Below are 15,361 nucleotides of genomic sequence, written 5' to 3'. Positions count from 1 at the left end.
AATGCTTTGAAAATTACTCTCTCCTCACCTAAAAGTACATTATAATTACGCATAAGTTGCAATATATCAATCGATACTATAGGCGATGATCAGATCAGGTGAGTAAAGTTACGTATGCATATCGATCTATATGATCAAACCATAGCTTGAAATTACTCACTCCCTGCATGATAACAACCTTATTCACTAGCACGGTTCTCTGAAATCATCAATAGAGAGGTTAGGTATTGTGTGCTTTTGTATCTATACTAAGCAACGCCCCACTTGCTCTGAACCAGAGATAGCATGCCTACTATTTACTTTCAGAACAGTGATGTGATCAAATACATCCTTTTGCTTATGATCAAGATTGCATAGGTCTGCGTTGACTGTATTTTATATTTATTGTCTTTCTGTTATTAACGTTTGAGACTATTTTTTACTCTAAAAACTCGCAAACATTAACATCAGCATACGCTTTTCAAGATGCAGTAAAGTTAACCCATATACTCATTGAATGCAGAGCCTGCATAAGTGAGCATTGTAATCTGCACTACATCTCTCGGGCGCTAGCAGCGCCCGAGCAATCAATATGCCCCGTTTTCTTACAGCCTGCCTGCTTAGATATAGTGCATCAATGATCGTGCGTAACGAGTTGGTGGCTAGTAGGCATGTTGTGATACTTGCGCTCTTTTTTCAATTCAGCATTCCTGACAGCGCATAATCTCGAAGGGCATCTCTTTGATGGTGGTCTTCGTCTCTCCTGTCGTTTTATGTCTTTTAGATCGGAAAATAGCCTTTCTAGCTAGACAGATCTCTATAATGACCTACTGTATTTTAGATATCATGCGTCTCTCTCATAGAGTTTTTGTAAATTTTGTTGTTATATGCATAGCATATAAACTAGACAATATTTTACAGCTTTCCTCGCTAGCATTAGAAAATTAATTGTTTTTAGGTGATTGTAATACAAGGCAAATATATTTTTTCGCAAACTCCTCCACCGCTTCTTGTCGGTTGCGTTAATTTTTTAACAATATCAGGAAACCATATGTATCAGTGCGGCTAATATGGGCAAGAGAAATAGATAAGCTGTAGCTGTCGCGCTGTTTATTGATATATCACAGCGTATGCTATAAGGTGCTTTTTGACGCCATACGAAAACATTGTCTATTATTTTTTACTAACATATCAACTTGATAGTATCAACACCTTCATAGATGCCTTCATGCTATTAAAGACTCTCGTCTCTTCATTTCTAACTGTAAGTATATCAATTAATCACTTCTAAAAAATTTAGACGCCCTCAAAATAATAATGCGGCACATGCCATGATCTGTGTTAATTTCTTAAATTGCAGCACCATGACTGCATAGCATCAACAAGTTTTCATCAATCAAAACTACCAAAATATCTGGCTTACAGCGTTTACGATGCAGATGCAGATAGTCATGATTAAAACAATTTAGGAGTACTAAAACGACATCCATCGTATTAGACTGGTCTTTCTAAGACTTACCTCATCACGGAGTCTCGCGTGATCAATAAAACAATCATATATTTAATTTTACCAACTGACGACAATGTGATCAAAAATTGCTGATGATCGCTTGCTGTTCAAGTAATTTTAATCTAGCTTTCTGATAGTGGTTCAGCTTCTCGCGCTCTTTCGCCACCACTGTCTGCGGTGCACGGCTGATAAAACGCTTATTACTAAGCTTATCAACGATACGGCTAATTTCGCCTTCAATACGCACCCTCTCTTTTGCTAGGCGATTACTCTCGACATTTTGATTCATGAGACCTGCCATCGGGATCAAAAGTTCAGCACCGTCGATAAGTTGAGTAAAAGACACTGGACCTATATCATCTGATGGTAACAGGGAGATAGTTTCAAGCCGCGCCAGAGTAAGTATAAAACTTAAGTGTTCTTTAACCCTACGCATCACCACCGGTGATGCCTTCCTTAGCAATACCGAAAGTAGCTTAGATGGAGGAATATGCATTTCGGCGCGCAGCGTACGTATAGCGCTGATAACATGCTTAATCCATTCCAAATCTATGCTGGCATCAGCATCCACAAACGCTGGATCATGAACTGGAAAAGGCTGTAGCATAATGGTTTCAGCTGGTTTTTTAGTAAGGGGTTTTATTCGCTTCCAAATGGCTTCGGTAATAAACGGAATAATAGGATGCGCCAGACGCAACAAGGCTTCTAGCATGTTAACCATCGTATGGCGCGTACCGCGAAGCTCGGCGTCACAACCAACCCTGATCACAGACTTGGTCAGCTCTAGATACCAATCGCAGAACTGATTCCACGTGAATTCATACAAAATCCCGGCTGCTAAATCAAAACGGTAATCATCTAGCGCCTCACGAAACGCCTTCACCGTCTGATTAAATTCTACCAAGATCCATCGGTCTGACAACGATAAAAATTTTTCGCCTTCTTCAAAACCACAGTCCTGATCTTCGGTATGTATCAGTACAAAACGACTAGCGTTCCATAATTTATTGCAAAAATTACGATACCCTTCTAAGCGATGCATATCCCAGTTAATATAACGGCTGTTAGAGGCCAGCGCAGTTAGTGTAAAACGCAGAGCATCGGTGCCATGCGGCTTAATTCCGTTCGGAAACTGTTTTTTAGTTTGTTGGCGGATCTTGTCTGCCAATTGCGGCTGCATCATATCATGAGTGCGCTTTTCGAGCAAATCATGCAGTGAAATGCCGTCTACCATGTCCAAAGGATCAATAACGTTTCCTTTTGACTTTGACATCTTCTTCCCTGTTTCATCGCGGATCAGACCGGTCATATAAACTGTGTTAAAAGGCACTTGCGGCTTCCCGTTGTGATCCTTGAGGAAATGCATACTCAACATGACCATACGTGCTATCCAGAAAAAGATGATGTCAAAACCGCTCACAACTACGCTAGTCGGGTGGAACGTACGCAGCGCGTCTGTATTTTCCGGCCACCCGAGGGACGCAAAAGTCCATAGGCCAGAGGAGAACCAGGTATCCAGGACGTCGTCGTCTTGGCGTAGTGAGATATAATCCGATAACTGATATTGCTGGCGAACTTCGCTTTCGCTGTGGCCTACATAGACTCGACCCTCGTTGTCGTACCATGCTGGAATGCGGTGACCCCACCAGAGCTGTCGCGAAATACACCAATCCTGAATCTCCTGCATCCAGCTACAATACATGTTTTTATACTGCTCTGGTATGAACTGGATCTTACCCTGTTGCACCGCCTCCAGCGCTACCTTCGCCAGCGGCGCAGTGCGAAGGGACCATTGATCAGTCAACATTGGCTCAATAACTACACCTCCACGATCACCATATGGAACTGTAAGAGCGTGGGCCTTAACCTCGAATAGCAGGCCAAGGCGATTACATTCAGCCACAATCGCCTTACGGGCGGCAAAACGCTCCAAGGACCAAAAAGCTTCTGGAATCTCGCCAGAAAGCACATTACTTGGTTGACCGTTAGTATCGAATACTTCAGCTGCTTGACGAATATCTCCTTCAAATGTAAGGATATTAATCATCGGCAGGGAATGGCGTTGGCCAAGGGCATAGTCGTTAAAATCATGCGCTGGCGTGATTTTAACGCAACCAGTACCTTTGGTCATGTCCACATACTTGTCATCACCGATTATAGGGATACGGCGATTAATAATTGGTATTATCGCGTACTTCCCGATCAAACTACAATAACGCGGATCGTTCGGATTGACCGCCACTCCAGTGTCGCCAAGCATGGTTTCCGGGCGCGTGGTGGCAACTACCAGATAATCTAGACCATCGCTCGTGTGTACGCCGTCAGCTAGACGGTAACGAAAATACCACATTGATCCCTTCGATTCACGATGTTCCACTTCTAGATCTGAAATCGCAGTCCGTAATTTCGGGTCCCAGTTTACTAGTCTTTTCCCGCGGTAAATCAAATCCTGCCGATACAAATTTACGAACACTTCCCGCACAGCATTAGACAGACCATCGTCTGCCGTAAATCGCTCTTTTGTCCAATCTATTGAAGCGCCTAGCCGACGCATTTGATGGGTAATGATGCCAGTAGATTGCACTTTCCATTTCCAAACCTTATCAATGAAGGCGGCGCGGCCGTAATCTTGTCGGGTTTTGCCTTCTTCGTACGCGATTTTTCGCTCTACGACCATCTGTGTCGCAATACCGGCATGATCGGTACCCGCCTGCCACAAGGTGTTTTTACCCTGCATACGCTGATAACGAATCAAGGTGTCTATAATGGTTTGCTGAAAAGCATGCCCCATATGCAGGCTGCCTGTAATATTTGGCGGCGGAAGCATGATACAGTAGCTATCTTTGCCGATATTATTATTTGGCTTGAAATAGCCTCGATGCTCCCACTGCTCATACAGTGGCTGCTCAATATCTTTAGGATTATATGTTTTATTCATGATTCTGCATGCATAACTGCGTTGGCGATTCGGCCGTAGTCAATAAAAATCCGCTGCGGCGGTAGGCTTTATAACGATCACGGGCCAGCTCTTTCAAAGCATCTTGATTCGGAACAAAGTCTATCACCTCCTGAAAAGAGAAAGCAAAATCCGCGCAGGTCGGTAGCAGGCTTATCAGCAGCTCTCTTGGGACATTTCCGCGACACTGAGGCCAGCAAATTTCTACCGGCGCACCATAGCTAGGACCTTCTCCCGACAGATTATGAGGCACAAACGCATTGGGAGTAGTTGCCCACAAAGCTTCATCCAGCTTGGTAGCTTGCACATCGTTCTCACAGGCAATTAGTGACCATTTCCCCTCCTGCCAATTTTTAGCCGCCAAATAGCACGCAAGGCGCTCTACGGCAGTTAGGCCAGTGATACTGGTATATTGTGCAATCAAATAAAAAGTTGCGTTTTTCATGAGCCATGTTGTGAACTAAAGATAAAGAGAAAAATAATGGGATAGTCAATAGCATTAGTCAACTAACTATACCTGTTGTGATATTACTAGCCACTATCGAGTCCGCAGCAGCGCAGGGAGACGTATACTTTGATCTAATATTGAAAAAATATCATCTCTTACTTACGCAGAAAGCAAAAATAAGCATCATCTTTAGTTTAAAGATATGAAACGGCCCGCTGTGATACTATGCGGGTTTAGTATAAAATGAGGTGCATCTCTTGAGCTGTTTTCTCATCATAAGTGTTAATATCATACTTTAACGGCATAAAAATGCTTTTTTTGAAACAAAAGCATGATTTGATATCTATGCCGTCATTTGATGCTTATACCCTTACAAAGGTGTTATCACCCGATGAAGACCTTGTTTGACACTCCCTACAAGCCCATCTTCTGCAGTGCAGTGACTATTGTTAGACCAACGCATCATAGTTGCAAGCGCCTCAGCCGACGAGCAGGAATTATTTAAAACCAAAATATCGCAGGATTATATTAGTCAGTCAGCACGACTGCTCGGCAACCTTTTATACAATCATGCTGACTGCAATCTCAGATGCTGATATTTAATCCTGTGCGTATACTGATCGTCACTCATATGATATCTAGGTCAATAGTGCCCCACATTAGGATAAATCGCTTTATTTGATTTCCTTAAAGCACAGCCAGACAGTGGCGTGTATTTTGAGCCTTGGTAGCGGCTGCTTACCGGAGGTTTCGGCGGGATTTTTTTATAACGATAGCAAAGGCTTTTCATCAGGGCGCCGCTCTGCGATAAATCGAGAATGATGATTCCATATGCAGAGTTGTTCCCTTCTAAGATCATAGATAGATACGTACTCTTTAATGTGTACCTATGATAAACCTGGAATGTCTAATCTCTTATAGTAAAGACTTTAAGAAAAACTCGTTCTCACTTACTAAGTCAATTACTTTACTAGCCTACTTATTAAGTTTTGATGCATATCAAGCTAGCTTTTCTTGCTTTTTTTAGAAAACACGGTCAAGGCCCCTGAGATAGCGTTGTATAATTTTAAAAATTTAGTCGATATAAAACTTTATAATGCTTTCGGGGCATTACTACATACACGCTTAATCATTAGCACTTCCTGCTAACGCTCTCTATAGCAGACAAGTGACCGGCACACTTTTCAATATACGATTGCTCTATCCATATGCCGAAATAATTAACGCGTTGCCTCATGGTTTTTTTTGAGCAGTACGATGTATAACCGCTTTTTATAAGTAAATCATGGCTGGCAGGAAATTTCTTCATTTACTATATAGATAATGTTTTCCATAAATTTGATAATCGAAATCAATAATTTCCTGACAATATTCAATTTTTTTAGGACAGAAGCTCGATGCATTTAATATTAGGCCCGTGAGAAAAAGTACGCTCAAGATAACCGCCTTCCCACTAAAGCTAAATAGCAGAAGCATCATGATACCAGATGGATTTAAAAACGGTAGTCTATCGATCATTATGGTTGTTTCTTGAGTACTGTTTGAAGAAATTCATACTTTATTTTCTATTATTTAATGTTGACAACATATATTCCAAAATATTTTATCATATAAACAAGCAAAACTCTATAGTAATGTAAAGAAACGTTCTTACAGTACTTGCGTTTTAATACGCATGCATATAAAGTATATAATTTACTATCTTAATGATAAAAAAAGCAAATCAATCTAGACATAGATTATAAATGAAAAATTCATAATAAATTTTTTATGAAAGTAACAAATTTATTTTTAGACTTGTGCGGATGCCTCCACTGATTTACAGCGAATTTATAGAGAAACCCATAATGAATCAGTTATTTCAACGCAGCTTTCTGAGGTTAATGGATTTTACCTCTACTGACATTCATTACTTACTAGAGCTAGCCGGCGACCTGAAGCGCCAGAAGCTCAGCGGTCGTGAGATGCCGCGTTTGTCCGGTAAAAATATTGCACTTATATTTGAAAAACATTCGACCCGTACCCGATGCTCTTTCGAGGTGTCCGCTTTTGATCAGGGCGCCCATGTAACGTACTTAGAGCCTGGCGGTAGCCAAATAGGACATAAGGAGTCTATAAAAGACACTGCACGGGTGCTAGGCCGTATGTATGATGGCATTCAATACCGTGGCTATGGCCAAGAAAGAGTCGAAATTCTTGCGCGTTACGCTGGTGTGCCAGTCTGGAATGGGCTTACAACTGAGTTCCACCCGACTCAAGTGCTGGCTGATCTGTTAACTATGCAGGAATTTTTACCTAAAAAACCCTTTACTCAAATGTCGCTAGCGTATGTAGGTGATGCACGCAATAACATGGGTAATACTCTGCTGGAAGCAGCGGCGCTCACGGGTATTGATTTGCGACTAGTAGCGCCGAAAGTCTTCTGGCCGGACCAAGAGCTGGTGATAGCCTGTCGTCGAAGAGCGAAGAAAACTGACGGTAATATTACCCTTACCGAAGATATCGCCGCTGGCGTAAAAGCAGCAGATTTTATCTATAACGATGTGTGGGTGTCAATGGGCGAAAACAGCGGTGTATGGGAAGAGCGCATCGCCTTACTGCGTGCTTATCAGGTCAATATGACCATGATACGTCAGACAGGCAATCCCCATGTGAAGTTTTTACACTGTTTGCCCGCATGCCATGATGATCAGACTGCCCTAGGAAGACAAATCGCCCAGCAATACGGGTTAGCTGGCGGTGTAGAGGTGACTGATGAGGTATTTGAATCGCCTCATAGCGTAGTGTTCGAGCAAGCGGAAAATCGCCTGCATACAATCAAAGCAGTAATGGTGGCGACGCTAATCTAGCTATCTGCCTTTGTTGCTATTAGCAGTATATGATTTTTAATAACATATAGATATCTTCTGTTATGAGGATATGCTTTCGCTCGTTTTAGGGATTCGCTATGCGCTAAGGCGGCTGTAGATCAAAAGATCACGAGATATGATACGCGCATGAGCCGACAACATTATCGGCGCTGGACTTGCAAAAAAATACTCCAATATTTAGTAACCGACGTGATTATTGTTCATGCTTTTCTGACAGCAAAAAAGCTGGTACTGATTTCTTCAGCCGAATGAATCTCCGATATAACCCGTTAATAACACCCTACCGAATTGAGCCACCGTCATTGCCACTTAGAGGACTATTCACAAATATGAGGTTTTTAGCATCGATAATAAAATCTTTTTTATTCTTTCAAGATTGCAGATTGAAACGGGCGCACAGACTCCGATAGCGCCTAAACTGTTCACTAGGGGTTGCCGGTCATACCGATTAGCACCTGCGAAATGCATTCCGACAGCTGTCCAGCAAACTTAAAAACGATACCTAAATTAGACTTAGGTGGCTCCGGAAATTCACGCCAGAGTGCGCCGAAACATCGGCAGACACAACCATCATGATAGCGCCCCCAATAAATTCCGATGAGAGGTATCTAAACCGAAAAAAACAACCCCTCTTCTCCCTAACAAGAGAATCCGTATGAGCGCTATAACAAGGCTTCCCGATAGTAGCTCGAGGTTATACGAAAAAAGCGTCTATCATAGAATCAGTGGGCTGTCAGAAATAAAAGCAACTCCTAACCTCCACCATCACGGTCTGCAGAGTAGGAACGTGTGGGTTTTATTTGAATCTTTTTCTGATATTTGTGCAGATATAGAATCTATAACACTCTTCTGATAATCAGATGTGTTGAAAAAAGAAACACTTTTTGGAAAGCATTTATTCTACGCACTATATCTATTGCAAAAATATGCTCTCTGCTAAAAAGTGCAGCATTACCAATTAGCTTAATAACTTGCAGTGTGCTCCTAAATCAGAACGATTTTCTGAAAACATGCATAAAGTGGTCAACTATTGTGTCATAAAAAGCACATGCGGCTCTTAGGAGGAAACGCACCACTCCACTCAGATCAGTGCTTTCCCTCCCTGATGCTGATGATGACACGGGCGTTTATCTTGCTATGAAGATGTTATGGGCATTAGTTAAAACAATTTTCACACTTATGAAACTGCTCCCCTTCAAGGGCTGCATCAGGCCCGCTTCAGCAAGCAAGTCGGCACAGTGAATATCAGCATCAAAATATCAATTGTGATGAAGTTATCTCTTGAGTCATAGATAGAAAACCTAAAAGTTTTTCGTGAAGAAGCATAGACAGTCCGGGCAACCGCGGCTAATAGCGCGTACGATACACGTTATTTTCATGCATACTCTGTTAAAGACAGAAAATATAACCTCTTACCCCCGCGAGGTAAAGAAAATTGTTAAATAACTATTATTTTAAACGTCACCACGCTGTGGTGTATTATCGTCCTACGCACCAGTAACAATGCCTGGAAAATTTAATTAATGCTTATTAACGTGTAATGAGCAACATTGCCATACTTCAAAAATTTCTTAAGGAGTAGAGCTTTATATGGTTCTACTAAAAGTTTTTTTTAAAAAAGACTTATCATTTTAGATGTACGATTTTCTTATGAGGGCTCACTCTGTGATTTTAACGTACCGAGGTTAATAAGCTCACTCAACCGACAGTTAAAATCTATTTATTCAAAAAACTATTAACTATCACCATTGAACAGTGTGATCTTATAGACAAAATAATGTAAATTAATAAGTTATTGCGATCTATTTGTCGGGTTTTCGCCTAGGCAGTTCGTAAAAAAGTCTGGAGACAGCGTGTATGTTTGAACTCTTCAAAGCAATCGGCCTTAGCCTGATGGTGCTACTCCCCTTAGTGAACCCGCTCACTACCGTAGCACTATTCCTTAGCTTAAGTAAAAATATGACCGTAAAGGAGCGTAATCAGCAGGCGCGGCTCGCATCGGTCTATGTTTTTGCCATTATGATGATCGCCTTTTATGCTGGCGCTCTGGTGATGAATACTTTCGGGATTTCTATTCCTGGGCTAAGAATTGCAGGTGGACTGATCGTCGCATGTATCGGTTTTCGCATGTTATTTCCCCCGCAGGCCGACAATCCTCCAGGGGTCATCGACAGAAAAATGAACAACATACATAAACATAAAACAACTAATATCGCCTTTGTCCCGCTGGCGATGCCGAGCACGGCAGGGCCGGGAACTATCGCCATGATTATCAGCAGAGTATCTTCTGTTAATGAAGAGGTTTACTTTTCCCCGTGGATCACCGCACTAACGCCCGTGCTAGTTTTTTTGACTATCAGCGTGATTGTATGGATCGCCTTGCGCAGTTCGGGGGCTATTATGCATCTAGTCGGCTCCAGTGGTATCGAAGCAATTTCGCGACTCATGGGTTTTTTACTGGTATGTATGGGGGTTCAGTTTGTCATTAACGGCGGACTAGAAATCATTGCTGATTATCATGGCTTATCGATTTACCGGTAAAATCCAAAAAGCACCCGGCAACTTATTCACATAAAACAGGGGATGGATAAAATGTCCAAAATTACATACTTTCGTTTTAGCCAGCTGATTAACCTCTATCATGTAACAATGCTACGCTATTCTTTATGAATTGAGCAGGAGAAAGATATCTTATAGAAGCATAAAAACAAAAAGATGGCATGACATGACCGATGTAGTCATTAATAGCATCTTCCTTAAAATTTTTTTAGTCGCAGAATCAACAGTCTGGACAAATGCGTAACAAGCCTAGAGTATCGCGTCAACGGTTATCTGAAAGCTGATAGCTAAGGGTAAATGCAATAATCTCTTCCCATTTACCCTAGATAAGTAGCACTTATACATATGCTTTACTGACTTTTAAAAAAAGCATACCTACCAGGGCATATCAGATAAACAGGGAAAAGAGACAATTAAGTCATTTAGTTCTGCCACAGCAGAATATGTAATATTAGCTACACTAATGCACGAACATCATCATACAGTTACATATCAGTATCTACACGGCAGTTATAGTGACTAGGAAAAGCAAGGCGGTAATTACCAGTTCTTATGACTGTAAACTAAAAATCAAGTCTCGAAATACCTCCAAATGCACACCTAAAGCTACGGTATCATGCAGCGCAACATAGGCTAGGCTGCACCCATCGTTCACATGCTGAACTAAATGATAATATTAGGTATATTACGCTCTGTCCATGTCGCATAAAAATAGACTTGTTATCGAAGAGCCAGTCACAAGCATTAAATTATTTAATAAAAAGATAATTTTTTTAAAATCGTTACCTAGAGCATATTGCCACGCTCTATACTGAGACGCGGTGGAATCATGTCAGAATCCACTCTCGGAGAGGTGCGTCAAAAGAATCGGATTAAAGCTCCCAATAAATGTCTTGAATTTTGAAAGACTGCAGTCTATTGGCCTCAACCCGATGGCATGATCGGTCAAGTTTGATCGACTCTCCGTTTTTTGCTATTCCTAATTCCTTCATTCTATTCAGTTAGTTATTCATAGACCGGGCACAATCAGCTAATTATTCTAAAAAAAGATTCCCTCAGTGTCAGAGGACACTAGCCCGGCATACTTTATGCAGTCTTATAAGCGGGTTATTTTAACCTAGATACTGCTGCATTAGCCGAGTTTTTTCTCTACTAACATAGTAAACATATCGCCACCCTCAGGATGTTTCCGTAGTAGTGTGCAGCGCTGTCTATCAAAAAATCTCAGTCGCGCTATCTATTATAGTGTCAGTTTTCACGCAAAATGTTATGGTTGGGAACATCCATCAAGAGCATCACTGCAGATGGCAGTCAGTTATTGTTCACGAACGCAGGCCAGAGAGGCTTTGTATCCTGCTCGCCGTTAGAGCGACGAAAGAATGATTGATAGTATGCTCCGGAATAAGGGCGGAAACCTGGCGGCCCCCACTTTTATTACAGGTTATTACAAGAACGTCGCGCGCCGTTCTCGTCGAACGTAGCGAAAAAGGTAATCTCTCAGCTAGAATGCCGCTGCAAGCAGGAGAATAATAATGCAACGTGTATTTATCATGGTGCTAGATTCATTTGGTATCGGGTCCGCTGGCGATGCGGATAAATACGGTGATCACGGATCAGACACCCTAGGACATATTGCTGAACGCTGCGAGCGAGGCGATGCTAATCACGGACGTCAAGGACCGCTTAAACTTCCACATCTAACGCGTCTCGGGCTGGCCAAAGCGGCTGAAAAATCTACCGGTCATTTCCCGTCTGGTTTAGATAAGCAGGCGAAGATCATTGGTAGATATGCCTATGCTAGTGAAATTTCTTCTGGGAAAGACACTCCATCAGGACACTGGGAGATGGCGGGCGTGCCTGTGCTGTGCGATTGGGGGTATTTTCCGAAAAAAGAAAATAGCTTTCCTCCTGCCTTGCTAAAAGCTCTAGTCGCCCGCGCAGACTTACCAGGTTTCCTGGGAAATTGCCACGCCTCTGGGACAATGATCCTCAACAGGCTAGGGGAAGAGCATATGCGAAGCGGGAAGCCGCTTCTTTATACGTCGACAGATTCAGTATTTCAGATTGCCTGCCATGAAGAAACTTTTGGCCTTCAGCGTTTATATGATGTTTCTAAAATAGCTCGCGCAATGCTTACCGATGGTGGCTATAATATCAATCGTGTAATAGTTCGACCCTTCGTCGGTACGAAAGCCGGAAAATTTGAGCGTACCGGCAACCGACAAGATTTATCAGTACCACCCCCCTCTGATACTATTTTACAAAAGCTATTACAAGAAAAAGGCGGCACAGTGGTATCAGTCGGGAAGATTGCTGATATCTATGCACACATTGGAATCAGTAAAACAGTGCAGGCTAACGGCCTTAATGCATTATTAGACGCAACTGTCCAGGAAATGGATGCTGCGGGGGATAACACCCTGGTTTTCACCAATTTCGTTGACTTTGATTCTGCTTATGGGCACCGCCGGGATGTAGCAGGTTATGCAGCGGCCCTAGAGCTATTTGATAGGCGACTACCTGAATTAATGGCGCGCGTAAAAGATCATGATATCTTGATTCTTTCCGCCGATCACGGCTGTGACCCAACCTGGCATGGCACGGATCATACCCGTGAGCATGTTCCCGTTCTAATTTACGGTCCAAAAATTAATCCAGGATTTTACGGCCATCGCACAACGTTCGCCGATATTGGGCAAACGGTAGCTTATTACTTTGGTCTCTCGCCGATGAGCTATGGCATTCCGATCATTTAAGCTGTGTGGGACGCAGACTATTGATAGGATAGTCGGCAACCCGTTGTTTTTATTATCCTCAATAAAAAAAGAGACGTGAGTATGGTAACGGTGCACATTAATGCAAGCATGGGAGATTTTGATGAGGTCGTGCTGATGCCTGGCGATCCCTTGCGAGCACAGTATATTGCCCAGTACTTCCTTTCCAATGCCCGTGAAATTAACCAAGTGCGCGGTATGCTGGGTTATACCGGTCAATATAAAGGAAGGTGTATCTCGGTCATGGGGCATGGTATCGGCATTCCGTCCTCTTCTCTTTATACTAAAGAGCTGATTACCGATTTTGGGGTTAAAAAGATTATTCGCGTAGGCACCTGTGGTGCAATTCAAAGCGACGTAAATGTGCGGGATATCGTTATCGGTATAGGGGCCTGTACTGATTCTAAAGTGAACCGTATACGCTTTAAGGATCACGATTTCGCTGCCATCGCGGATTTTAATCTTGTGCGCAATGCGGTAGATGCGGCTCACGCCGCCGGGATTAAGGTGCGAGTGGGGAATCTTTTCTCCACTGATTTATTTTATACCCCCGATTCGGATATGTTAGCTATACTAGAAAAATACGGTATTTTAGGCGTGGAAATGGAAGCTGCTGGGATCTATAGTGTGGCGGCTGAATTTGGTGCAAGAGCGGTGGCAATTTGCACAGTCTCAGATCATATCCTCAGAGGTGAGTCCTTAAGCTCTGCTGATCGCCAAAGCACGTTTAATAATATGATTGAACTGGCGCTAGAGTCTGTTTTGTTAGGAGATTCATGCTAAAGCCTTGTAACGAAGGATTGCTTCCCTACGCAGGGCATGTATTATTTTTTATATGATGATAAATAATTCTATTATATTCAGAATGTTGAGTAAAGCATACTTTTTATTATTGGCATTAAAAATGCACCAATAGTTTTTAATTCTAAAAGTTTTTTTACTATCGACTTGGTGATAGTGCTCCGATTAAAGTATACGTATGTCATTGCCTGATCGGTTTAAGAGATTATTCTCCGCTCTTGTACGCCAGTATGGTTACGTATACGGGGATGATGCATACGATGATTTAAGACAATCACTGTATTTTTAACACGCTATTATTGCATTACTTCTCTTTCTCTTCTAAGACAATAGACCCCCCGAGATTAACATTGCTGCATAACATGATACGAGCATTAGCCACTTTGGCTATTGCCATCGCTTCGATTTAGTAGCATGCTAATCACGTAAAGTCAGATCACATGTCAAAATGACCATGAACGAAAAGAGCTTTTCCGGGGAAGCGTCATGACTGGATAATAGCGCTTATTATGCTACCGCAGCAGGATAAGGAGCTGTATTTTCTTTTTCAACACAGAACTATAGAAGTTAGGTTTTTATTCAGAATCATCCTATCCAGCGCTGAAAAGATTAACCTGCAGATTTTACTCTATTACATACCGAAAAGTACCTGCATCATTAGTACTGCTATCTCATCAATCAGAAGAAACTATTTTATCTATTCAGTTTTTTGACCTCTTGATCCTGACTAGGCCCACTACTATGCGTGTTACGATACTATCCTGTGCTGCACGCCTTATGGTGCTTTCTCAAAAAACTTAAGCTCGGTTCCCTCAATGACTGAAGGGGTTATATCAGGACGTGTTGAGTTTGTTCGTGGATAACATATTACTTCATACGCAAAGAATACAACGGGCCGTTGTGCGGCAGATCCATATATTGCAACATCCAGTCAAGGAATGTTTGTAATACCCTTGGCAAACAATAAAATACCCCATAGCATTATTATCGCAGGTTGATAATGTTTTCATCTGAATACCGACGTGTTAGGAGAGGGTATCTAAGGGCGGCCTGCACTATCTATACAGAAAAATTGCTGACGCATGTCTCTATTCCCACCAGAGAACTATACTGGTGAATGATTTAATTTTAAGTAAACTCGTGCATAGTTATACACTTTTCTTTTTTAGAAAAGACTATCTATAAATTTATTGAATAATAAAACACCATCCTGTTCTTCTATGAAGATTTATTAAAAAATGATCATTATATTAGTTGCATATTTTTCTTAATGAGATCTAACTGTATAATGTTGCGTTAAAAGGATCAATCGGTTCACTCTTTTAGGCAATATACAATCTTTTATAACATCACGATGTGTAAGCGAAAAACATCATTTCTCTACCTCACCTTGCTACAGCTAAACATCTTGCAATAAAGGAAGAAGCGATGTAGATCGTCGCCATAAGAAAACTAAACAGCGCG

Annotated in this window: 6 protein-coding genes; 4 read left to right on the top strand and 2 right to left on the bottom strand. The window is 41.9% G+C overall.

Features of this window, described 5'->3' with window-relative positions; all coding sequences use genetic code 11:
- Positions 1 to 1,568: 1,568 nt before the first annotated feature.
- Together A359_RS03135 and A359_RS03130 are read right to left on the bottom strand one after the other, a co-directional pair.
- Positions 1,569 to 4,427, bottom strand: coding sequence for a valine--tRNA ligase (locus A359_RS03135; protein WP_014888407.1), 2,859 nt, complete (start codon positions 4,425 to 4,427; stop codon positions 1,569 to 1,571).
- Positions 4,420 to 4,890: a DNA polymerase III subunit chi gene (locus tag A359_RS03130; RefSeq protein ID WP_014888406.1), complete on the bottom strand. Its 471-nt coding sequence runs from the start codon at positions 4,888 to 4,890 to the stop codon at positions 4,420 to 4,422. Before A359_RS03130 ends, A359_RS03135 begins: the two co-directional genes overlap by 8 nt.
- 1,850 nt (positions 4,891 to 6,740) lie before the next feature.
- Here A359_RS03130 and argF point away from each other — a divergent pair.
- From argF to deoD, 4 genes are all read left to right on the top strand, one after another.
- A complete protein-coding gene (argF, locus tag A359_RS03115; protein ID WP_014888404.1) occupies positions 6,741 to 7,742 on the top strand; it encodes an ornithine carbamoyltransferase in 1,002 nt (333 codons plus the stop codon).
- A gap of 1,878 nt (positions 7,743 to 9,620) precedes the next feature.
- Complete coding sequence (locus A359_RS03110; protein ID WP_014888403.1) at positions 9,621 to 10,304, top strand: MarC family NAAT transporter; 684 nt, start codon at positions 9,621 to 9,623, stop codon at positions 10,302 to 10,304.
- Positions 10,305 to 11,854: 1,550 nt separating this feature from the next.
- Entirely contained in the window at positions 11,855 to 13,078 is a 1,224-nt protein-coding gene (locus A359_RS03105; RefSeq protein ID WP_014888402.1) for a phosphopentomutase, read from the top strand.
- Between the two features lie 81 nt (positions 13,079 to 13,159).
- On the top strand, positions 13,160 to 13,879 hold the full coding sequence (gene deoD / locus A359_RS03100; RefSeq protein ID WP_014888401.1) for a purine-nucleoside phosphorylase: 720 nt from the start codon (positions 13,160 to 13,162) through the stop codon (positions 13,877 to 13,879).
- Positions 13,880 to 15,361 lie beyond the last annotated feature (1,482 nt).

It is taken from the genome of secondary endosymbiont of Ctenarytaina eucalypti (assembly GCF_000287335.1).
GTDB lineage: Bacteria > Pseudomonadota > Gammaproteobacteria > Enterobacterales > Enterobacteriaceae.
The sequence above is the reverse complement of the archived record's forward strand: the minus strand, read 5'-3'. Positions and strand labels throughout refer to the sequence as shown.

Excerpts from the sequence above, each read along its gene's own strand:
- A359_RS03130 (WP_014888406.1), bottom strand. The coding sequence starts at position 4,890 with ATGAAAAACGCAACTTTTTATTTGATTGCACAATATACCAGTATCACT.
- argF (WP_014888404.1), top strand. The coding sequence starts at position 6,741 with ATGAATCAGTTATTTCAACGCAGCTTTCTGAGGTTAATGGATTTTACC.
- A359_RS03105 (WP_014888402.1), top strand. The coding sequence starts at position 11,855 with ATGCAACGTGTATTTATCATGGTGCTAGATTCATTTGGTATCGGGTCC.
- deoD (WP_014888401.1), top strand. The coding sequence starts at position 13,160 with ATGGTAACGGTGCACATTAATGCAAGCATGGGAGATTTTGATGAGGTC.
- A359_RS03110 (WP_014888403.1), top strand. The coding sequence starts at position 9,621 with ATGTTTGAACTCTTCAAAGCAATCGGCCTTAGCCTGATGGTGCTACTC.
- A359_RS03135 (WP_014888407.1), bottom strand. The coding sequence starts at position 4,427 with ATGAATAAAACATATAATCCTAAAGATATTGAGCAGCCACTGTATGAG.